The following is a 20,747-nucleotide window of genomic DNA, read 5'->3' as shown; positions in this document are numbered from 1 at the left end:
TTGTATAAAAGGGTTTTTCGTATTTTTAACTCTTATTAGTGTGGAACTTTTGATTTAAAAGCGGCAATAAACATTTCCTTATGGGTACGATATAGAACATTCATAAGCTTGGTTGCGATTTTTGCTCTTTGCTCATCGCGAGCTATTTTCTCTAGTAAGGAATACATGGTGTTTGGATTGATTTTCAATTTGCCGATATAGAATTGATAATAACGAATGAAGTCATCGATGATTCGATCTCGTTCGTCGGCAGGCAGAGAAGCCGCAAAAGCTTGATTAATACTCATACACATCGTTTCAATATATTCAACTATTTTGGCTAGCTGCTTTCTGTCGGCTTTTCTTAGCTCCTGATGAAGCAGCAGGGAACTGAGCTCTGTACTTTTACGATAGTCAGCCATTTTCAGAGCAGTCATTTCGTTATACAAGTAATCCATAGGACATTGATAGGCAACGGACTGAATGGAATCATTCTGAGATACATATTTCCAGAACAGCGGTTTTTCTTTGATTAATTCTCTAGTTTCACTTATATATCTAATTTCCTGTCCAATATTAATAGTGAACATTTTTTTAGCCAAGTCTATACATATACCGGATAACACGGTCACCACATCGATTTTTTTCAGTAGACTGATTAGTTGTTCGTTGGGAGCCCCAATATTCAAGAGATGCCAATAGGTTGACATGCATAGCTGTCCAATATTAACGGTTCGCCCAATATAACGTTGGCTCTTGGACAATTCATTGTCAATGACAGCCATATCATAGCTTGTAATCTGATATTTTTTCTTATTGCTGGCTACAAGATTAACACAAACCCGATATTTTCCGAATACACGTTGGCTTATTGACAATAAGCGCTCATTATCTATCAATAGTACGGTATCGGAATCGTAATCGCAGCCAGACAAGATATCCTGTAGCGGGAATTGAATCGCATTTACACAGACGATATTCGGACTTAAATTGAAATATTTTTCGATATCCAGATTAGGCGTATTTTGCACGATCAGAACATTGCTGGGACTTGTATGCGGATTGCGGAAGGCGGTTAGTTCTTTATAATCGAACAGCTTTGTATGTACTTCGTTATTCTTTAAGGATAAGCTTTCAGGCTGCTGCTGATCCGTAATCAATCGACCGATACTATGAAACAAAAATTCAATAGGATTGCCTAGCAATACACAATAATCGCCTCGTAAGCGAATCTTGCCATTTTTGATATGATTAACATGGCTGTGAATGACATCTTTTCTAAATCTCCTGAATAGCTTGGTTTTGGCCAGGTCTTTGTTATGTAGAAACAGATCTGCAAACATAGAATGGCTATTCATCTCATTCGCGCTATTTCGGATATGGGAGATGAAATCATCATCATTGTTTTTAAGACGGGTAATAACGTCTTTTTCATATTGGCATAAGTCGCTCATGTCCGTCTGGGAGATGGGGAGAGAGTTAATCATTTGATAGCTGGTTTGCTGCAGAATATGGCCGGATTCATCATACCCTTGTTTGGATTTTTTTTCGTTTTTGCATATCCCAAAGATGCAATCGTCGGCATAAATGACTTTTTTCCAATGCTCCCATAGGGATTGCTCAGTACCGATCAATGAGCTGAACTTTAATGCTTTTAGACTGCTGGGAGTAATGATGAAATGAACGTCTTTTGCAAGCAGCTTTATTCCATCAAACATGCTTGGGATTTCCCATTCCTCATAGTTGATATAAGGAGGGCAATGCTCCTTTAGAAATAATTGAATGTTGCAGTTGAATGCTGCGCTTTTGAACATATGATTGCGAAGGAGCAGCATGCTTTTGCCCTCGTCAAAATAGGAGCTGTCTAACAGCGACTCGCCATCAAAAAGACTGTTGGTGATCCAAGCATCCTCCTCAAAACTATTAAGGAAGCCGTTTTTGCTTGTACGGATTACGTTCGACCGTTGGACAAATCTGCTCTCTACATCATTGACAATTAGAATGTTTTTCGGATCGATTTTAATCGTTTTTTCAATAGCTGAACCTACCAGGCTTTCATAGGCGAGCAGAGAAGGATAATCGATTTGTTTTTGAACATCGAAATTTAATCCCAAACGGCTCCATCTCATCATACGATCGTATAATTTTTCTTTGATAAACAAACATTGGCCTACTCGGGATTTGGAGCTGGATCGCTTATATACTTTATAGTGGGTGCCATTCAAAACAAATCCATCGGTATATAGCTTTATCCTCAATTGCTCGCTGCTGATTTCATCCCACTTTGGTAGAGAAGCTTCAGCTTCAATGGTACTCATAAAATCGTTCAGCTTGTTTTTGTATCCTTCGTCCAGCTCTCCGAGCAGTTTATTTGAAATATGTTTTAATATTGTTTTCCCAGAGGCGACCTTTTGATTGAATTTGACATTGATGATATCTGTAGAGAGACATTTCCCATTTTCCTTTTTTACGGAATATTTTAATCCTGATTTAATGAGTTGATTAAGCTCGAGACTGGGAGGAAGCATCCCGATATATTTCAGATCGATTGCTTTCTCTCTAACCATATGATTATAAATATCGGATCCTTCAATCGAAGGTATGTATACGGAATGTATGAAATGGTCCAAAACGCTCGCTCCAGTCTGCTGTCATTTATTAGTATGAGTGTAGTTATAGGATTCCCGCTGCTGCTGTACGGAATTATAGACAAGAGTCCAGTAATCTTGTATGGGTATAATTTCTGATGTGTCTTCATCGAAACTTTCCCCATATCCAAGAAAACCGTCGTAATAGAGATCCTGATAGCTAAGTTTGGATAGTCCTGTTTTGATATACGTTTTCATCGTTTTTCTCCTTAGAATAGTTGTGCATGGTGATTGGTTCACTCCTTCATGTAGTTAGCTTCATTATTAAGAATGAAGAATATGTTTTTATAATTCCATTGATAATCTATCATTTTGAAAAAATAAAAGTCAATGTATGACCTTTTAGTAAAGACAAAAATGTCAGTACGGCTAAATCATCTCTTCTTTTTTAACTGTTTCATACCAGTCAACATGAATTCTATTGGCGATAATCGGGTATTCTTTGCCATTCCAGGTGTGGATATTGCCATGAAGTACGGAGATTGTATTCGTACTAAGCGCTTTGGAAGCTGCTTGAATTGCATATTTTGTACAAGATTCTTGTACCTCAAGATAAATAGGAACGATAAGCCGGCCAGCTACATAAAAGTTGGAATTCATTGAAATCATCTCCTTACGGTCTATGAAAGTAAACGAGTCTTGTATACGGCAATCATAGCATGATCTATTAGATTAAGCAAACATATGTTCCTATTTATTCGTAGGAATAAACAAATTAGGTTGCAGGAGGATGTATTTTTTTTTACATATTGTTGTGCTATAATCATCAATGGAATGAAAATTTGTATTTAAAGGAGTTGAGAATGATGAAAACAGAAGAGAAAAATATTTATGAGGTGCTTTCAGAAGAACTTTCTTCTATTGCGAAACATAGAAATCAGCAACGAATGATAGAAGAGTATCTAGTCGAGCATCATGAAATGATGAGGGGAACATTTATTGAGTTAGTTGCTAATCCTGAAAAGGTTGGATTTCTTTCTACAGAGGAATTAGCAGTCATTACAAACGGAATACATACGGTTACTCAAAACGAAACTTTATTTGTCAAAAATTATTTTGATCTTAACACGATAAAAGCTATTAAATACTTTGCGTTTTCTAAGCCTGAGGAAATCGCCTTTCCATATACATTTAGTCCTGTTATCAGAGTAACGAATGAGGATTACTTGACTGCTATATCATTTAAGGATTTGGCTGCTCTAGCCAATAGCGGTTTGCTCACTTACAATTTTGACACTCAGCGACTAGCCAAAAAAACCATTTCAAAAACAGGTAAAATCATTAAAAAAAGAAATATAAAAAATGCAAGTGTAAGTAATATCGTAAAGCTCATGAAGGAAGGAAAATATAACCCTTCTACTTTATTGTTTAATGTGCTTGTAGATGGAAATAGCAGTATCAGCTTTAATAGCGGCGAGTTGACCATTCATAAAGAATCAACACTCAATATTATTGATGGAGCTCATCGCTTGGAAGCGGTCATTCGAATTATAGAAGAGGATCCTGAATTCGAAGGATATATGAATATTGATCTTAAGCATTACCCTTTAGAAAAAGCTCAAAAGCTATTAGCCATAACGAATACGGTTAATCCATTTGATAAAACATTAACTAAATATTATGGCGGAGAACAATATGGACAAGAAATCGCGAAATATTTGATGACAATCCCTGTGCTCCACAATCGGATTGAAATTAAAACGGCAGTAGACAAAAAAATATCAATTACTAATTTTGCGATCCTGTCAGAAGCTATTCAAGACATATTCGAGCCTGAAAATACAAAGGATAGGTACGACATACAAGATGTTCTGAAAAAGTTTTATGAATATTTGATTCCTTCTTATGAATCTGAGCTAGTAAAGAATAGAATTAAAAACCTCGAATCATCTTGGATTAGCCATCATAATATGCATGTTGGTTTTATTGCCATTGCCAAGAAACTATACGACAGGTACGGCAAAGACTTTCCAGTCGATAAGATTGTAGCGGTTATAGATCATATTAACTTTAACAAAGTTAGCTCTCCGCTTAATGATATCATGGGAGGACAAGGAAAAACGAATAGCAACAAGGTGAAATCGCAAATTAGAGAATTTATTGAATCCCAAGTGGATAATATCCTGGATTAAGAGGGGATTGATGCGAATGTCTAACATTGTTTATGAAGATAAAATGTATAATGCTGAAGTGAAAAGAGAATATATCAGTTCCCACAAAAAAGGCACTCAAAAAAACTTGGAGCGAATTTTTAAAATTACACAGGTCTTTGAGTCAGATATGGATAAAGAGCTATTTACCTTTACGCGAGAAGAATTGCGAAAGCTGTTTTTTACTTTCATGGCGTCCACCCCAAGTGCATCAAAGTCAACCGTTCAATACGTCTCTGGATATATTGATTGGGCCATTGATGAAGAATATTATAATGGGATTAATCCGCTTGAGACTGTGGATGTTCGCTGGAAAGAGCAGTTTGTGGTCAAGCCTGAAAAAAACTATTGGACAGATTCAGAGATTAAAGAAATGGTGAATGGCATTGTATCTGCACAGGTTGCAATCGTCTTTTATGCACCGTTTATAGGCATTAAGGGGACGGAAAATTCTGAAATCGTAAACCTGAAAAAATCAGATATCGATGATGAAACTATGACAGCCAGATTAGTCGACCTGGACAAAAGTGTAAGAACGGTACAAGTGGATCATGAATTTATTAGATTATGCCATCAGGCTATGAAGGAAGAAGAATTCATTAAAAGCAACGGCAATCCGGAGAAGGGGATAAAATCGGAAACGGCGCATCTGATAAGCAATGAATTTATAGTTCGGTCTGTAGACATTGGTGTGAAAAACACTCAAGAGGCCGATGGAATGGTTGTTTATCGAAGATACTCCACAGTAGCTGAATACTTTAATGAGCCAAAGCTAAACCCTACATCGATCATGTATTCAGGGATGCTGGCGAAGGCAAAGCAATTATTGATGAACGGCAATTTGGATAAAGTGGGCTACAAAGAAATCGCTCTGCAATTTAATTTTAATGAAACGACATTAAGACGCTACAAAGATGATTTTTTGAATGAAAGAACCATACGGGAACTCTATGAAATATCCTAAAGGGAAACTTTTAGGATATTTTTTCGTTGGCTTGATTTTTTAAAATGAAAAATGCTATATTTCATAAAAAAGGAGAATCCATACTATAAATTGATAAGTTAAAGCTGCATCTCTATGATAGCTGTTGATACGTTCCAGAAACTTGCTTCGTAATAACAGCATTTGCTATACTTGTAGTGCTATTGTCCCATTAAATGATAATAGGTTTGTCATATATTATCATATTGAATATATAGAATAGTGACTAATGGACTGTTAACGGAAGGGAGGAGATCCATGTCATGAACAGTGATCGTTTACTGAAGATGTTAAGAAATGAAATCAGTCATTATTCATTTAACTATAAGAATAAAATTATAGAAATCATATCAAATAATGTAAGTGAAACGGGTCTATTATTTTTACCCCTGGAAAACAACACAATGCGGTTGCTGGATCCCAATGAAGTTCTATATGTCAGTACACCACAAAAAGGGAAAGTGTATATACATACCTTAACTTCCGAAATCCCATTTCATAATTCGGCGTACAGCTTATTAGAGTATCTGGTAGAGAAGAATAAAAACTATTGCTATTTGAATAAAGGATTTGTAATTAATAAAGATAAAATTATGAATTTCAATTCTTATTATAGAAGAGTGATTTTTATAAATGGAGAAGAGGTTAGAGTAACAGGAGAAGCTATTAAAATTCTTATAAAGGCATTAGGTAAAGAAAAAGATACACATCATGACTCATTTATTGGAAAATTCGAATACTAAGATGCATAATACGATTTGAATGTAAAGAAAAAAATAAAGATCAAATTTTTATCTTTTTAATTACAAGCTTACGTGCTAATGTGGAAAAGAGGAAAAAATATGATAAGGAGGATAATTAGTTGAATGTTTCATTGCTTTATAATTGGGAGGATTCAGTTGAACATTTTTTTGAGTGGGTGGAGCATTGTTGTGGCGTGAAGCAGGACTCTTTTTTGTATGTGGAATTGATGAAATATATTAAAACCATGGATGATTTAGACCGGTTTATAGATTTATATGATGGGAACATGTACGCGCTGGATATTACACTAAAAAAGATAAAGTTTAGCGCATCCTTATCTATAGCCTATTAGGGGGAGTTACCCTCTACTCATATAAGAGTTAATGATATTGAATGTTTAATATATTTAGGAAAGAAGGAAAGCAATCATGGAGATTACTGAAGCAGGTTCTAGAGAAATCATTATTAATTTATTGTTTAGCTACAGTACAAAAGAAAAAGACAGCCCATCAGCATTTGAAATTATGGCTGTAGAACAGGCTCTTCCATTCATCAAAGCTGAATTAGAGGCAAGTACATATAATAGCTATATGGAATGGATTCAGAGACATAAGGAAATGATGCTTTAGATGTGCTTGATTTAACTATTTTGAGAGTTAATAATTTTTTTATTTAATTTGTTACATTAAAATGAGGCAGGAGTGAATGATTATGCATCAGTGTATGAAATGTGGAACAGAGTATTTAGATCAGTCAGATGCGGCAGCTTGCAGCAGTCGGGAAGTGGATGCGCCTATGATAACAGTAGGTTCCAAATATAATTTAAAACATAACATTTTTACAACTATAATTAGATGCAGCTCCATCCATAGAAGAGGTCATAAGTTAATGTATAGGTTTGAGTGGTTCGACCAAGATTTATTATCGTGGTCACTCGCTTTTTGCACAAACGGAAACAGACATCTAAAAGAATTATTGGATCTTTATTGCGATGAATTATTTTATTTTCGGAATACTAATGTTGTAGAACTAGGGAGGAAATCATGAACCATAGCAAAATTTATACACGTTTTGTACTACCTGATGGGAATGAAGTCCCCTTGATCTTTCGTTCTAAAACAGATTTGCGAAAGTTTGAATCAAAATATTTTACATACAGAAAAACCTATGAAGAATTATTCGGATTTGAGGAAGTAAAAAAAATGATGAGAAGTGCACCTATCTATAGTCGCGCACTAAAAAAGGCAGGCATTAGCTAAAATCATATGATAGAAAAAAGGAGCAGTCTAGTTATTCCTTTCTCTGTAGACCTGGGCAGAACACCTCAATAATTTGAAACCATAACTTCAGATATGGGAGTAAATGTAGAGGTGTTTTTGCGTAAAGCAACAGATGATATCTTCTAATAGCATTACTTCGAGCAAAAGAAACAAAAAAATACAATAAAGTCTTGTATTTATGTGGTTATGCCATATAATTCAATTATCATCACTAAAAATTAACTTGTTGAATCTAGTCTGCCATTTCATAACGGGAGGGGCGATGGTACAGCTTTAATCAAAGCCCGAAGGGATGATTTGCCATGTGGAATGTTCTAGTTTCCATGATTTTTGCTACAATCGAAGGTCTTGCAGTTTACGCATTGATGCTTTACATATTTAGGTTCGATCTTCGAAAATTCATAATACCGGTACTAATCATTATCACACTCACAAATCTGCAAAGCTACTTGATATTGAAATCAACGGATATATCGTATGTCGTTCCAGTTATTAATATTTTGTTTTCGATATTATTTATGAAATACATAGCCGGTCTGCCGATAATTGGTGCCCTAGCATCAGGTGCCATTGGCTTCCTTTCGTTTTCATTGCTGCAGTTCTTGATTGTTTCGACGTTATTCGGATCATTGGATGGTCTTAACGACCAAAATTTTACGCGCTATCAGATACAATTATTAACAGGTGTATTGGGTTTAGTAATTGGAAAGTTGCTTTACAAATTCGGTATCGGATTTACTAATGAATTCGAGAGGCTTGAATTTAAATTTGAGAGACCACTTATATACGGAATATCGTTACTGTTTTTGGGTGCGTTTATTTTCATAATGTACAGTGAAAACCTATTGCTAGCCGGCATGTTTTTCATTGGATCCATGGCTCTATTTTTATATTATGCGATAAAAAAGGAGAGAGAGCACTGAGAATTAAGGGACTGGCTACTAAAATGGCCGAGAGAATTGTGGCAGTTGTTCCTGAGTATTCAGACCGAGTAGGCCGAATCAGGCATACGTTAGCTTTTTTGTTAAATGTCATCCCGATTATTTTAATTACAACTGTTATTGGATTGGTCACAGGGCGGTTATCGGAAATGTGGATCGCATTGGCCGCATTTGGATTGCTAAGACAGACATCAGGCGGCATTCATCTCGGTTCATCTGAAATGTGTATTATAGTGACAACAGTCGGAGCGACCCTTCTTTCATTTTCCGATTTCAGCTTGCCTGTAGTTCATACTATGACAGCGATAAGCGTCCTAATTGTGCTTGTATTCGCGCCATCCAGAATAGAAGGCAGAACGCTATTTCCAAAACGATATTTTCGTTATCTCCGTGTTATTTCAACGGGAATCGTAAGCATTAATTTTATTGTGCAGTCTCCAATCATTGCAGCGGCATTTTTGGCTCAGTCCATTATGTTATTCCATTTGAAAGGAGGTAAGGTTAGACATGCTTAAAACAGCTCTATTCTCCGTATTGGCAAAAGCGCTCTCATCGCTTGCCGTTGTCATCGCGGTCGGTCCGTGCTGGTTATTCGTACATCAAGAAGACTTGCCAGATGAGTTGCTAATAAAGAACTAAAACTGGAGTTGGTGTTAGTGGTCATATCCGTTAATGGAGAGAATGGACTTGTACTTGTGAAAATCAAGGATATTCATTTTATTGAGTGCGATAAGCGTAAGAAAAATGTGCTGTTTCATACTACAAATGAAAGTTATCATTTCAAAGGTACATTAAGCTACTGGATAGAAGTGTTGAATCAGCAGGGTTTTACTTTTAAATTATGCGATCGAACAGCAGCGATAAATATGAACAATATTACGTATCTCGATCCAGTTTTCTCCAGAGCCTGCTTTGATAATGATGTAGGGCCTGATACAAAATGGTGCAATATGTCACGGCCAAAGTACGAGGCGATTATGGAGGAATTGAATTTAAAAAATCGTCAGATACAGCCAGGATATAATTGCATGAATGAGGCTTGACCTAAATGGTCGAGCCTCATTTTTGTAAATGACATAGTATAGCACATGAATTATACGAGAAGTGTCGCTTTGTGTCGATTGGTTCAAAAGATTGGGGCCACGAATAATACTGGTGTATTTAGAAGGAGTGGGTTTAAATGGAAATGATATAGCGATTAATTCAATAGTAGAAATTGGGTGATTATAATAATGGATAAATTGAATACAGTTTCAATAATAGATTTTTTGAATAAAATAGCAGCTCCGACTGATAGGAATCGTAAATTAATTGATTCCTTCCTTACTCATCTTGATCAAGAAGAAGCTGGGCCATCACGTACAACTTCTTTTTTGCTTCGCGGTTTAATGGTTTCCCGTTGTGCACGAATGGCTGCTCAAGAAACGCTGTTAAATCGTACGAACGGATAGCTGCTGCTGCTGCTTTTTCGTTTTCAGAAAGGGTTCTGTCGGGATTATTAATGCTACCGATCAGCCAGTCTGCAGAAACTCCATAGAGGCTTGCCAATGTGCAGAGAATGATTGGTTCAGCATTGTACTCGCCAGTCTCTAATCGATTAATTATGGATACGTCTACCCCCGTTGCTTCACTGACCTGATTAAGAGTCAGTGTGCTCTTCATACGTGCTTCCAAAAGTCTCGTTGGAAATTTTGTCATTCAAACTCACCCCTTCAACATATATTATCATAAAAATCTATTTAATAAATTATTTTCCATCAATAGTAAAGCATTAATGATGCAGTACTGCTATAGTTATTTGATTTAGTCATTAAGACGGTTGAATAGTGATACGCCATTTGTTGTTCACTTATTGTGACTGTTGATCAATATCAATCTAGCATAAAAGTTGGAGGCCCAATGATAACCTATATCTACATGGTCAGGCACGGGGATTCGCCCTTAATGGAAGGTACAGAAAGATTGAGAGGGCTAACTCCAAAGGGGATAGCGGATGCGCGCAGAGTAACGGAACTGCTCGAGGCGGAAGGAATTGAGGTATTCGTATCCAGTCCCTTTCAACGAGCGATCCTGACGATTCAGGATTTGGCGCAGCGTATGGGGAAAGACATCATCCAGATAGAGGATTTAAGGGAGAGAAGTTTTGACGGCAAAGACATTCGACTGCCTGATGAGACGCTAATGCCTCTGCTGGAGCAATCTTATGCCGATCCTTCATTTGCATTAGAAGGTGGCGAATCCAATCAAGCCTGTCAGAATCGAGCCATCGCAGTTATTCGTCATGTATTAACCACCCATCCAGGACAGAGGATCGCGATAGGTACGCATGGAGCCATCATGGCTTTAATCATGGGGTATTACGACAAGCGATATGGTTTGAATTTCTTGCTGCAAGCCTCCAAGCCGGATATTTACAAAATGGAATTTAGTGGTCAGGAACTAACGGGCATCGAAAGATTGTGGGGCGCGCCAACTCTCTAAAACGCATTAAATGGAAGAAGTGTGCCAGTTCAGTTAATGCTTAACGCCATAAGAAGGTTTTAGAGGACGCATGTCGAAGTGTCTCGTATGGAGGTGAGTATAGATGAAAACTCAAATCAAATTGTTCGCCGGAATTATGCATCCCGAGCTCACGTCGAAGGTGAATACCTTTCTGGCTGAGATTCCTTCCGAGAACATTGTAGATATTAAGGGCTGGAGCACAGGCAATCCGGAAGGCTCCAACAACTCGAACAATTACGATACGATCATGATTATTTATAAAACGGATTAGCCGTACAAGAGAGCTCCCGCTGGGTGCTCCTTTTTTATATTGCAATTTTATGGGGGAAGGAACACCTCCATGCAAAAAGGGAGGACATAATGTCCTCCCCCATCTTGCCAGACTTTATCGATGCTCGACCAAGTCGATCGCTCCAAGAATAACATGGGCAAGTCCAAAGCCAAGTACACCGGTTCCCACAAGTTTATACTTGCTTTTCAGCAGTGTTGCACCAGAAGCAGATACCACGGCTCCAAGAACAGTCGGAATCAAACCTTCGCGCATAAGAAACACTCCTTTGGATGAGTTTGGCAAGATAGCATTAGTATGCTACCCTGCTGTAGGCGGCATACATGTTTAGCTGATGAGCGCTTTCCCGATCAGGCCAACTGTTAAGTCAAGGCGACGGTTTCTAGGTCGACTAGGTTCTTCCTCCAAGCCTACATCTGTACTTCCTATAATCTCCAGGTTGCCGTTATCTGTTCAGCTCTCGTTTTGATCTCCAGCACGCGGCGTAACGGAATCGCATGCAAAGCACAGAACCGACGAATCCTCCTGCACAACGCCATCCAAAAAACCGTCTCGGCAATAAACCTCTCTGCCGCATGCTCGGCAATGTCCTACAAGCTCCTTCATAGGGTTCACTCCCTTCAATGAGAATACGAAGCTTAACTGTTCATAAATCTGATTTCCAGTATAATGATCATAACATGGAACCTATTGGGTGAACATTATGGCACGAGAGAAAGGGAAGGTGGAACCGATGACCACAACAGCTCATTTTGCTCCCAACGACGGAGTGGATATTCACTATTTGGATTCGGGAGGACATTCCCCGTTAATGCCTGTATTCATTTGCCCGGGGTTGTCGGAGACGGCAGCGGAGTATGAGGAACTGATCGCTTATTTATCGCCTAGAAGATGCGTTGTATTATCGTTCAGAGGGAGAGGGCAGAGCGGCACGCCTCAGTCAGGTTATGATTTGGAGGATCATGTCTCCGATATCGTATCCGTCGTACATGCCAGCGGACTAAAGCAATTCCATCTGTATGCCTATTCCAGAGGCGTATCCTATGCAATGGGCTACTTGCAGCATTACGCGAATCACGTGCAGTCGGTAATCGTCCAGGACTATCCGGCTCAGCACAAAGCGATGACAGAAGCATGGGCCGAAGACTATATTCACAACTATCTCATTCCATACGAGCGAATGAACCATATTCGGTCTGAGGCGGTATGGGGCATTCAGAAGGAATCCCGTCAACTTCTGTTTGGATACAACATAGAACAAGCTGTACTTGTGCTCAGAGGACTGCAGGATGGAAGCTTGCTGAGTGACGAGGGCGTGCAGCACTACTCACGAATGGCGAAACACATCACCGTCGAAGGCTTCGAGCACTCCGCTCATGATATTCGTTCAGCGGAGCAGGACAAGCTCTTTGATGTGATTCGAACCTTTCTGAACAACCACGATGAACAATAACTCCTTATTTGGTCAAAAAAAGCGGAATGGAGCGGCGTATATCTAATCGCCGCCTCCACCGCCGCCTCCACCGCCGCCTCCATCTCCGCCGCTGCTGTCACTAGCTGAATGATCCGAGCTTCCGCCTTCCGAATACCCGCCTTTGGACTTCCCATGGGCGGATGCGTCTCCGCTGGGGATTATAGGCACGGCACTGTTATCCGTTTGCCGATTCAGATTTGAAGGACTTTGCTTGGTTCGTTTGTAAGCTGAGATGATAATCATGAGGAGAATCAATCCTAATAATAAGTAGATTAATGTCATATTCATAACCTCCTTTGTCTATTTCATCATAAGCTTAATCGAAACGTTAATGCAATAATGGGAGAGAAAACGGTATAGGACCAATCACACAGGGCAACTTTTTCAGCCTCTATTACGTTCTAAAAAGTGTGTAAAGGAGAGAGCTTCACATGCGTACCCGATTGCCGTTTATTCTAATCAGTTTGTTCTTGCTCAGTATCGTCTTGTTGACTGGCTGCTCCAAGGACGACGAGTTTCATAATAAGCTCCGACTGCTTGACCGGGAGATGGTCGAGAGCAAGTTGTTGCAGGAAGGTTTTTCGTTCGAGGAGAAAGACTTGTTTGACATTTATCGTCTGGACGTAGAAGGGTTGCGTACGCAGACGGCCTTCGAACTGGCCGGCAATGAATCAAGTCTTTATATGTACATATTTGAGTCCGAAGAAGAGCAGTTCCAGGGACGGAAGCAACTGGAGAGGCAGACGATCGCGCTAAGCTATAAGCCGACTTTTTATGACGTTAATAATGTGCTGCTTGTCTACATGGCTGGCTACCCGGAAGAGCCGTACAACGAGCAGATCGATGAGCTGGCTCGCAATTTACTGAAAAAGTAGGAGTGGCTATCGCTCTATTAACATTCGTTTTCCAACCGTATAAATCATCACTCATACAAGAAATATGATTTCACAGGCGTCTGCTGCAGACGTCTATTGTTGTTGAAACTGTTAATGATTAACACTATGAAAGAAGGCGACAGCCCGTTTTTCTGCTCATTAGCCCAATCCATCTGCGCCTAACTGAATAGACTGCTATCATCATGGTACGATGGGCGGGGTAAGGCGATGTCTGGATTCGGAGATGATGACAACAAAGGACTATCTGCAGACGACTTGGCCTTAATGGCGGCCATCGTCGTCGTGATCGGAGACATATTAGGCTTATTGGCGGTGCTTGCGGCAAGGAGCGAGAAATCGGATGAAGATACGGCGGAAGCGCAGGTATCCGGTAAGAGGTCCAGAAGTAAGAAACGGAAGCGCAAAACGTCGTAATGGAAGCGCCCACACCTGCATACCTTCATAGAAAGGAATGGGTGGGAGGCGAGCGGGATGGCGGCTGAATATGCGGTTTTGGCAATTAGCTCAATCATTATGTTCGGGATCATTGGCGTCGTAATCGGATCTCTGGCAGCATTCATGAAGACGGATTCCAGAGACTATGACGAGCAGTTTGTCTGGCTTCGGAAAATAAAGGAATAAGAATCGGCTAGCGGGGCATGCTACTTCTTGATTGTCCAATTGAAGGAGGTAGCGAAGTATGGAGTCAACCAACAACCAGCAGGATTCGAGAGAACAGATTGTCGCAGTGCAGAAGAATGGCGACGGAGACTTGACTGCGTTCAAGACATCCGCCGGTCGTGTGCTGGATTATGCAACAGCGCTTCAAGATGTACAGGCTGGGCGGATTGCTGGCGTGAACGCCTTCAAAGGCCGCGATGGCGAGACTTACATCCGGGGCGACGCCGATGGAGATCCGACCAACAACTTGGATCAGCTTCCCTTGTTCGAATAGCACAGCATCAATAGAAAGAATAGAGAGCCGGATGCATCTCCCCATCGAGGGAGAGCATCCGGCTCTTTCGTTATATACACTAGAAATTCGATTGCGGAATACCGGCGTTGCGCATCGCGTTATACCTCGTATGTTTTCCTTTGCTCCACGAAGCGCATAGGGCCTGTCCGGGCTTTGTGCTGCTCCATCGCGTCTCCATAGTGCATTAACCTTACTTTCTGCTGGATGGCTTCAGGCAATTGCAGCAGTTCATCGAGTGTCGCATGCACAACACCTGGCGGCTCAAGCTGGCAGTCATGGTAGATGATTTCTACGCCGTCCTGCACGAGCCTCTCAAGGAGAGGCGCATCGAATATCATGTCTGCCGTATAGAAGAAGCGGTGATTGAAGCGGAAGGAGAAGCTTGCTTTGCCCTCAATATGCTTCGTCTGAAACGGCTCGACGTGTAGGCCTGGGGCGAGTTCTACAGATTTGTCCGGCTTCAGAGCACGGACGTCGAAGAAGTCCGACAGCTTCGTTAGATTCCCCTGTGTCAGCCCGCCTCTCAGCGTGTGATCCCACAGAGGCTCCACTAACGGTTCGGCAATATAGAGCACTGGCTTGCGCTGATGCTTGAACAACATCTGAAAGGCGTACTCTTCCAATCCGCCAACATGATCGGCATGAATGTGACTAATGAGTACGCCATCCAAATCCGAGAAGTCCAGATCGGCCTCATGCAACGCCTTGGGCAGCGTAATGCCGCAATCCAAAAGCAGCTGATAGCCGCCGACTTCAATCAAGGCGTTATTGTTGTAATAGCGTTTGGCAAACGCGCTGCCAGTGCCAAGCATCGTAATCTGCATGATTTCTACCTCTCCCTTATGTAATCGCTCCTCATCAATGTAACAAAATTTGTGGGACAATGCCAACTGCGGAAGCAAACTCGCCCACACCGACATACACTGTCAGAGCAGCAGGAAGAGTGGAGGAGAGTGGCCTGAGATGAGCAAGGGCAAAGGAAAGGCAACGAAGAAGAAGCAAATATCTAACGAGCGGAAGCAAGTCACCTACAAGCTGGTTCTGTCCGATACTTGTGCCGTATGCAAGACGCCTTGCGCGCGCGGCATGAACTACTTGGCGCGTATGCAGCAGCCGGGAGCGGTTGGGAAGGGCATACCATGCATTCTGACGAAAACGTACGTCTGATTTCCTGAATCATTTCCCAGGCAAGCGCAGATTTCAACAGCATTTGACAAATGGCCATTCATTTGATCTCATGGATGAAAAATGTTCCGAACAGCCGCAACTTTGTACAAGAAGATGAGTATAACCTTACATTCAGAATATGCGGATGGAGGTTATGGCAGCCATGAATTTCAAGAAAGTGGCCATCTGGCTGATGCTGCTGTCTCTTTGCGGGGGGACAATCATTTTTGCGAATGCTGCTGCTCAGAAGGTGCGGGTGCTCATTAACGGCTCGGAGCTGGATTCTGGCGGAATTATCGTGGATGGCACGACATATTTGCCGTTAAGACAAGTCGCGGGTTCGATGCAAGCCATTGTGGAATGGGATAATGCGAGCAAGCGGGCGACGGTGTACAAGCCGAATGTCCATATGTTCATGTATCAGGGCAATAGCCCGTTCGGTGTTGTCAACAAAGGCTTCTCGGGCAAGATCAAAGTATTCTCCCAAATCGATAATTTACAGACGGATATTAAATCCGTGAAGGTTACGATTACTGATCCAAGCGGCAGGGAGAAGCTCATTCAGAGTGAGGATGTAACATCGTCGAATAACTTCTGGTTTGTAACGGAGGAGTTCGATTATAAATTCGATGCCGCCGGAACCTATATGGTGCGATTTTATATGAAGGTAACAGATGCCGATGATTGGGCGGTTGTCTCCGAGAAAGAGATTCCATCCATTGTACCCAAAAAGTAATGCAATCTGCCCCGCATCGGACGGGGCAATTTGTTTGACCTCATGTATCCAGACATGGTACGATGTGCAGGTATGACTACTTAATTGAAATGGGGTAACAAACATGAGCGAGCATAAGCACGAGCATGGGGAAGATTGCGGATGCGGACAGGATCATGACCACGAGCACGAAGAGCATGTCTTTATCGTAACGAACGATGAAGGCGAAGAGCGTGAGATGGTCATGGTGTACACGTTCGAATCCGAAGACAAGGTATATGCTGTTCTTCTTGATCGTCAAGATCCTGAGCAAGACGGCGTTATCTTCCGCATCGAAGAAGAGGATGAGGAAGCGTTCCTGGTCGGCATCGAGGATGACGAAGAGTGGGATCGCGTAACCGCTATCTATGAGGAAATCGCTCGCACGGAGAACGAAGACCAATAAGGTCCAGTTTCCAGCTGCGACATGACAGAGGGGCTCTCCCGCAGGATTATTCCTGGCGGGGAGCCCCTCTTTGCGATAGTTAGCAAATGCAGTGCTGCGGTTATTTTCTAGGATTGTAATAGATCGTCCGGCCGTTGAACATAGTTAGTTCAGCTGCAAACGACTTGGCCATATACCGGCAGAGCTCATTCGCCTTCGCCTTGTCGCCATGCGTCGCTTCCTCTGGGAGCACGACCTGGATGCAGGGTACTTGCTCGCCCGCGACTGACTTTGTCATGCCTGGACCAATAATCATATGCTTGTAATGGACGTTGATGCCTTTCAGGTAGAACCATCGCTCATCCCCTGAGGATTCGATCGTGTAGGGGAAGGCAGCCCCGGCATAATCCCAGCCGAGCTGCTCGCCAGTCTTGGCTGTCTGCTCTTGATAGCGGAGCAGCGTACCTTGAATATGCTCAAGCGTCAGTTCCTGGTCTTGAGAGCCTTTCACCAGCTTGATATAAGCGCTCTGACTCATCGCCGATCACCTCAAGCCCATGATAGCATGAGCTTGAGAGAACTGGCAATATGAGGAATCGTTAGGAGATAGCCGTTTCCTCGACGATAACCTTCACGAATTCGATGCTGCGGTCTTCGGGTCCTTTAACAGGTAATCCCACTTCCACATGATCGACGATATAGTCGATATTTTTTTGTGAGATAACCTCGCCCGGCAGCAGGATCGGAATGCCCGGCGGATAAACATAGATAAATTCGGCGATGATCCGTCCTGCCGATTCTTTGAACGGTACAACCTCCGTTTGTGCGTAGAACGCATCGCGCGGCGTCAGCGACAGCTGCGGAATATCCGGAATTTTCACGACAAGCTCGCGCGCTTCGGCGCCTTCATAGAAGGCGGCGGACAGGCCTTTTAGCGCCTCCACCAATTTTGCTACCGATTCGGAGGTATCTCCAGGCGTAACTAGGCAAAGAATGTTATACATATCGCTCATTTCGATTTCGAGATTATAGTTGTCGCGCAGCCAATTTTCTGTCTCGTAGCCCGTAGTGCCAAGATGACGGACATGGATTGTCACCTTCGTCGGGTCGTAATCGAATGTGGCTTCATCGCCAAGAATATCTTCGCCGAAGCAATATAGGCCCGGAATCTCGTTGATCTGCTGGCGCGCGCTCTGAGCGAGTGCAATCGCCCGTTCTGCGATGTCGCGGCCGTTCAGCGCCAGATTGCGGCGCGAGGTGTCCAGCGATGCCAGCAGGATATATGAGGTCGAGGTTGTCGTCAGCATGCTGATGACGGTCTGTACGCGCTGCGGATTGACTCGCCCTTTGCGTATGTTAAGCACGGAGCTTTGCGTCATGGAGCCGCCCAGCTTATGGACGCTTGTCGCAGCCATGTCGGCGCCGGCTTGCATCGCAGACATCGGAAGCTTGTCGTGGAATTGGATCAGCACGCCATGCGCTTCGTCGACGAGAACAGGAATGTCGTAGCTATGAACCAGATCGACGATTTCCTTCAAGTTCGCACAGATGCCGTAATACGTTGGGTTGATCACGAGCACAGCTTTGGCATCCGGGTGCCTCTCGAGCGCCTTGCGGACCGAGCGCGTCGTAATGCCGTGGTCGATGCCAAGATTATTGTCTCTGGCAGGCGAGATGAATACAGGTCTTGCTCCGGCAAAAATAATGGCGGCCATGATGGATTTGTGAATGTTGCGCGGGACGATGATTTTATCGCCAGGCGCGCAGACGGACATAATCATTGTGATGATGGCGCCGCTTGTGCCTTGCACTGAGAAGTACGTATAGTCGGCTCCGAATGCATCGGCTGCCAGCTTCTGCGCTTCCTCGATCACGCCCGTAGGCTGATGCAGGTCATCCAGCGGGGCTATATTAATGAGATCGATCGACAAGGCGTTGTCGCCGATAAATTCGCGAAATTCGGAATCGCTACCGAGGCCTTTCTTGTGGCCCGGAATATGGAACTGAACGGGATTCTGCTCCGCATGTTGGCGAAGCGCAGTGAAGAGCGGGGTTTTTCTATGGTCCAACGCTATCATCCCTGCCTTTCCTGATAAGATGTACAAACAAAATAGAGTATAACAAAAACATAGGGGATTGCAAGCAGCTTTTTTATGCATAAAGTACGGCCAGAAAGGGCAACTTGGCATTTGTTCTTGAATTGTTCATAGATTGCTACTTTTCGGATATGGTACGATAGTTTGGTGGAGGGATAGCAGGATGAAAGACAAGCGATTACTTATAGTGATGTCTATACTTATGATCACCTTTATTGGCTTCGGCATTATCATCCCGGTTATGCCGGAAATTATTCAGGCCGCGGACCCCAAGAGTGCGGAGATGCATACGGGCAGAATGCTGGCGCTCTATTCTCTCGTTTCGTTTATTTTATCTCCGGTATGGGGAACCTGGTCTGATCGGATCGGGAGACGGCCTATCATTTTGACTGGCCTGGTCGGCTTCGCCGCGAGCTTCCTGTTGTTCGGACTTGCAGGAGACAATCTGACGCTTATGTATATCTCCCGCGCACTCGGAGGTTTGTTCTCCGGTGCGGTTGCATCGGTCATCGTCGCTTACGTAGCGGATATTACGCCGCCGGAGCAGCGGACAAAGGGGATGGGACTTGTCGGCATGTCCATTGGCCTCGGATTTACGCTAGGGCCGGGAGTAGGCGGCTTGCTAAGCGTCTTCTCGCTGAACACGCCGTTTTTTGCCGCATCGGCTTTGGCGCTGGTCACGTTCGTTCTTGCCGCGTGGAAGCTGAAGGAGTCGCTTACGCCCGACAAGCGCAAGCTGAAGTCGGAGAAGCGGGTATCCAGATGGACGGCATTCAGAGGTCCGCTCAAATATTTGTACATACTCGCCTTCTTTGTCACCTTTACGCTGGCGGGTATGGAAGCTACCTTACAGTTTTTTGGCATGAAGCGCTTTGATGTCACACCGCTTCAAGTAGGCTTGCTGTTTTTTGTATGCGGCCTAGTGGGAGCGCTTGTACAAGGAGGCGTCGTTCGCCGGATGATCAAGAAGGGCGAGGAGCCGAAGTATATTGCCATCGGCCTGGTGATCTCGGCATTAGGATTTTTCCTGCTGCTGTTCGCTCATTCGCTGTGGTGGGCGATCATGTCGCTGGCCGTATTCGGCATCGGCAACGCGCTCATCCGACCATGTGTGACTTCGTTAATTACGCAGAAGACGACCGTGGGACAAGGTGTCGCATCCGGACTCAGCTCGTCGATGGACAGCCTGGGCCGCATTGCTGGGCCGCTGCTGGGCTCCCTGCTCTTCACTATGCAGATGGGTCTGCCGTATTTGCTAGGAGGCATTCTGTGTCTTGCAGCGCTGCTATTGGTCGTCCGGTTCCGTTTTCTCGACAGCGCGCAGGAGAAGGACACAGCCGTTTCTTCCTAATTTCGGTAGCAATATGAAGTCTGACAAGAGAACACGCAAGACAAGCCCTGCGGCTGGTCTTGCGTGTTTTTTTATTTCTTTAGGAAATCGTCATGGCCGAGGCTTGCCCGCATACGGCTGCATAAAGTCGTTGGAATGGAATATTCTCCCCGAC

General features: G+C 43.0%; 31 protein-coding genes. 21 read left to right on the top strand and 10 right to left on the bottom strand.

Annotation, left to right across the window (positions count from 1 at the left end):
- Positions 1–35: 35 nt before the first annotated feature.
- From D3P07_RS00595 to D3P07_RS00585, 3 genes are all read right to left on the bottom strand, one after another.
- Positions 36–2,546 carry a hypothetical protein gene (locus tag D3P07_RS00595; RefSeq protein WP_259391280.1) on the bottom strand — a complete coding sequence of 837 codons (2,511 nt, stop codon included), beginning with the start codon at positions 2,544–2,546 and terminating at the stop codon, positions 36–38.
- Between the two features lie 84 nt (positions 2,547–2,630).
- The gene (locus D3P07_RS00590) at positions 2,631–2,825 is read right to left on the bottom strand and encodes a hypothetical protein (protein WP_119798163.1); all 195 of its coding nucleotides are present in this window, start codon (positions 2,823–2,825) and stop codon (positions 2,631–2,633) included.
- Positions 2,826–2,996: 171 nt separating this feature from the next.
- Positions 2,997–3,227: a hypothetical protein gene (locus D3P07_RS00585; RefSeq protein ID WP_119798162.1), complete on the bottom strand. Its 231-nt coding sequence runs from the start codon at positions 3,225–3,227 to the stop codon at positions 2,997–2,999.
- Positions 3,228–3,430: 203 nt separating this feature from the next.
- On the opposite strand from D3P07_RS00585, the gene D3P07_RS00580 reads away from it, so the two are divergent.
- The 10 genes from D3P07_RS00580 to D3P07_RS00535 all read left to right on the top strand — a co-directional run bounded on the left by D3P07_RS00580 (position 3,431) and on the right by D3P07_RS00535 (position 9,767).
- The gene (locus D3P07_RS00580) at positions 3,431–4,759 is read left to right on the top strand and encodes a DNA sulfur modification protein DndB (protein WP_119798161.1); all 1,329 of its coding nucleotides are present in this window, start codon (positions 3,431–3,433) and stop codon (positions 4,757–4,759) included.
- 16 nt (positions 4,760–4,775) lie between these two features.
- Positions 4,776–5,741, top strand: coding sequence for a phage lytic cycle repressor MrpR family protein (locus D3P07_RS00575; protein ID WP_147384457.1), 966 nt, complete (start codon positions 4,776–4,778; stop codon positions 5,739–5,741).
- A 281-nt stretch (positions 5,742–6,022) separates the two neighbouring features.
- A complete protein-coding gene (locus tag D3P07_RS00570) occupies positions 6,023–6,502 on the top strand; it encodes a LytTR family DNA-binding domain-containing protein (RefSeq protein WP_119798159.1) in 480 nt (159 codons plus the stop codon).
- Between the two features lie 119 nt (positions 6,503–6,621).
- Positions 6,622–6,855: a hypothetical protein gene (locus tag D3P07_RS00565; RefSeq protein ID WP_119798158.1), complete on the top strand. Its 234-nt coding sequence runs from the start codon at positions 6,622–6,624 to the stop codon at positions 6,853–6,855.
- Between the two features lie 76 nt (positions 6,856–6,931).
- Complete coding sequence (locus D3P07_RS00560) at positions 6,932–7,132, top strand: hypothetical protein (RefSeq protein ID WP_119798157.1); 201 nt, start codon at positions 6,932–6,934, stop codon at positions 7,130–7,132.
- A 414-nt stretch (positions 7,133–7,546) separates the two neighbouring features.
- Positions 7,547–7,762 (top strand): hypothetical protein, encoded by a 216-nt coding sequence (locus tag D3P07_RS00555; protein ID WP_119798156.1) that lies wholly within the window; start codon positions 7,547–7,549, stop codon positions 7,760–7,762.
- A gap of 323 nt (positions 7,763–8,085) precedes the next feature.
- Positions 8,086–8,706 (top strand): hypothetical protein, encoded by a 621-nt coding sequence (locus D3P07_RS00550; RefSeq protein WP_119798155.1) that lies wholly within the window; start codon positions 8,086–8,088, stop codon positions 8,704–8,706.
- A gap of 23 nt (positions 8,707–8,729) precedes the next feature.
- Positions 8,730–9,239, top strand: a complete 510-nt coding sequence (locus tag D3P07_RS00545; protein WP_119798154.1) for an accessory gene regulator B family protein — start codon at positions 8,730–8,732, stop codon at positions 9,237–9,239.
- Positions 9,232–9,363 carry a cyclic lactone autoinducer peptide gene (locus D3P07_RS00540; protein ID WP_119798153.1) on the top strand — a complete coding sequence of 44 codons (132 nt, stop codon included), beginning with the start codon at positions 9,232–9,234 and terminating at the stop codon, positions 9,361–9,363. Before D3P07_RS00545 ends, D3P07_RS00540 begins: the two co-directional genes overlap by 8 nt.
- A 17-nt stretch (positions 9,364–9,380) precedes the next feature.
- Positions 9,381–9,767: a LytTR family DNA-binding domain-containing protein gene (locus tag D3P07_RS00535; RefSeq protein ID WP_182914120.1), complete on the top strand. Its 387-nt coding sequence runs from the start codon at positions 9,381–9,383 to the stop codon at positions 9,765–9,767.
- Positions 9,768–10,047: 280 nt separating this feature from the next.
- Here D3P07_RS00535 and D3P07_RS00530 read toward each other — a convergent pair whose 3' ends face one another.
- Complete coding sequence (locus tag D3P07_RS00530) at positions 10,048–10,422, bottom strand: helix-turn-helix domain-containing protein (RefSeq protein ID WP_119798151.1); 375 nt, start codon at positions 10,420–10,422, stop codon at positions 10,048–10,050.
- A 201-nt stretch (positions 10,423–10,623) separates the two neighbouring features.
- Between D3P07_RS00530 and D3P07_RS00525 the strand changes: the two genes are divergently transcribed.
- Both D3P07_RS00525 and D3P07_RS00520 read left to right on the top strand, forming a co-directional pair.
- The gene (locus D3P07_RS00525; protein ID WP_119798150.1) at positions 10,624–11,205 is read left to right on the top strand and encodes a histidine phosphatase family protein; all 582 of its coding nucleotides are present in this window, start codon (positions 10,624–10,626) and stop codon (positions 11,203–11,205) included.
- A gap of 103 nt (positions 11,206–11,308) precedes the next feature.
- Positions 11,309–11,497, top strand: a complete 189-nt coding sequence (locus D3P07_RS00520) for a hypothetical protein (protein ID WP_119798149.1) — start codon at positions 11,309–11,311, stop codon at positions 11,495–11,497.
- A gap of 114 nt (positions 11,498–11,611) precedes the next feature.
- Here the strand turns inward: D3P07_RS00520 and D3P07_RS00515 are convergent, their stop codons facing one another.
- Positions 11,612–11,770, bottom strand: a complete 159-nt coding sequence (locus D3P07_RS00515) for an asparagine synthase (protein ID WP_119798148.1) — start codon at positions 11,768–11,770, stop codon at positions 11,612–11,614.
- 198 nt (positions 11,771–11,968) lie between these two features.
- Positions 11,969–12,121 (bottom strand): hypothetical protein, encoded by a 153-nt coding sequence (locus D3P07_RS26780; protein ID WP_182914119.1) that lies wholly within the window; start codon positions 12,119–12,121, stop codon positions 11,969–11,971.
- Between the two features lie 127 nt (positions 12,122–12,248).
- Between D3P07_RS26780 and D3P07_RS00510 the strand changes: the two genes are divergently transcribed.
- Positions 12,249–12,968 carry an alpha/beta fold hydrolase gene (locus D3P07_RS00510; RefSeq protein WP_182914118.1) on the top strand — a complete coding sequence of 240 codons (720 nt, stop codon included), beginning with the start codon at positions 12,249–12,251 and terminating at the stop codon, positions 12,966–12,968.
- Positions 12,969–13,010: 42 nt separating this feature from the next.
- Here D3P07_RS00510 and D3P07_RS00505 read toward each other — a convergent pair whose 3' ends face one another.
- Positions 13,011–13,271, bottom strand: a complete 261-nt coding sequence (locus tag D3P07_RS00505) for a hypothetical protein (protein ID WP_119798146.1) — start codon at positions 13,269–13,271, stop codon at positions 13,011–13,013.
- 149 nt (positions 13,272–13,420) lie between these two features.
- Here D3P07_RS00505 and D3P07_RS00500 point away from each other — a divergent pair, with 149 nt between their 5' ends.
- The 4 genes from D3P07_RS00500 to D3P07_RS00490 all read left to right on the top strand — a co-directional run bounded on the left by D3P07_RS00500 (position 13,421) and on the right by D3P07_RS00490 (position 14,819).
- Entirely contained in the window at positions 13,421–13,864 is a 444-nt protein-coding gene (locus D3P07_RS00500; RefSeq protein WP_119798145.1) for a hypothetical protein, read from the top strand.
- A gap of 228 nt (positions 13,865–14,092) precedes the next feature.
- Entirely contained in the window at positions 14,093–14,299 is a 207-nt protein-coding gene (locus D3P07_RS00495) for a hypothetical protein (RefSeq protein WP_119798144.1), read from the top strand.
- Between the two features lie 57 nt (positions 14,300–14,356).
- Positions 14,357–14,506 carry a hypothetical protein gene (locus D3P07_RS26775; protein WP_182914117.1) on the top strand — a complete coding sequence of 50 codons (150 nt, stop codon included), beginning with the start codon at positions 14,357–14,359 and terminating at the stop codon, positions 14,504–14,506.
- Between the two features lie 58 nt (positions 14,507–14,564).
- Positions 14,565–14,819 carry a DUF3892 domain-containing protein gene (locus D3P07_RS00490; protein ID WP_119798143.1) on the top strand — a complete coding sequence of 85 codons (255 nt, stop codon included), beginning with the start codon at positions 14,565–14,567 and terminating at the stop codon, positions 14,817–14,819.
- Positions 14,820–14,938: 119 nt separating this feature from the next.
- Here the strand turns inward: D3P07_RS00490 and D3P07_RS00485 are convergent, their stop codons facing one another.
- The gene (locus D3P07_RS00485; protein ID WP_119798142.1) at positions 14,939–15,664 is read right to left on the bottom strand and encodes an MBL fold metallo-hydrolase; all 726 of its coding nucleotides are present in this window, start codon (positions 15,662–15,664) and stop codon (positions 14,939–14,941) included.
- A gap of 139 nt (positions 15,665–15,803) precedes the next feature.
- On the opposite strand from D3P07_RS00485, the gene D3P07_RS00480 reads away from it, so the two are divergent.
- From D3P07_RS00480 to D3P07_RS00470, 3 genes are all read left to right on the top strand, one after another.
- Positions 15,804–16,007 (top strand): hypothetical protein, encoded by a 204-nt coding sequence (locus tag D3P07_RS00480; protein ID WP_119798141.1) that lies wholly within the window; start codon positions 15,804–15,806, stop codon positions 16,005–16,007.
- Between the two features lie 163 nt (positions 16,008–16,170).
- Entirely contained in the window at positions 16,171–16,743 is a 573-nt protein-coding gene (locus D3P07_RS00475) for a stalk domain-containing protein (protein ID WP_119798140.1), read from the top strand.
- Between the two features lie 103 nt (positions 16,744–16,846).
- Entirely contained in the window at positions 16,847–17,167 is a 321-nt protein-coding gene (locus D3P07_RS00470) for a DUF1292 domain-containing protein (RefSeq protein ID WP_119798139.1), read from the top strand.
- A 100-nt stretch (positions 17,168–17,267) separates the two neighbouring features.
- Here D3P07_RS00470 and D3P07_RS00465 read toward each other — a convergent pair whose 3' ends face one another.
- Together D3P07_RS00465 and D3P07_RS00460 are read right to left on the bottom strand one after the other, a co-directional pair.
- Positions 17,268–17,684 (bottom strand): DUF1885 family protein, encoded by a 417-nt coding sequence (locus D3P07_RS00465; protein WP_119798138.1) that lies wholly within the window; start codon positions 17,682–17,684, stop codon positions 17,268–17,270.
- A gap of 61 nt (positions 17,685–17,745) precedes the next feature.
- Positions 17,746–19,215, bottom strand: coding sequence for an aminotransferase class I/II-fold pyridoxal phosphate-dependent enzyme (locus D3P07_RS00460; protein WP_119798920.1), 1,470 nt, complete (start codon positions 19,213–19,215; stop codon positions 17,746–17,748).
- A gap of 190 nt (positions 19,216–19,405) precedes the next feature.
- Here D3P07_RS00460 and D3P07_RS00455 point away from each other — a divergent pair, with 190 nt between their 5' ends.
- Positions 19,406–20,593 (top strand): MFS transporter, encoded by a 1,188-nt coding sequence (locus tag D3P07_RS00455; RefSeq protein WP_119798137.1) that lies wholly within the window; start codon positions 19,406–19,408, stop codon positions 20,591–20,593.
- Positions 20,594–20,747 lie beyond the last annotated feature (154 nt).

This window comes from Paenibacillus sp. 1011MAR3C5, from assembly GCF_003591485.1.
Classification (GTDB): Bacteria; Bacillota; Bacilli; order Paenibacillales; family Paenibacillaceae; genus Pristimantibacillus.
This window is presented reverse-complemented; position numbering and strand designations above follow the sequence as displayed.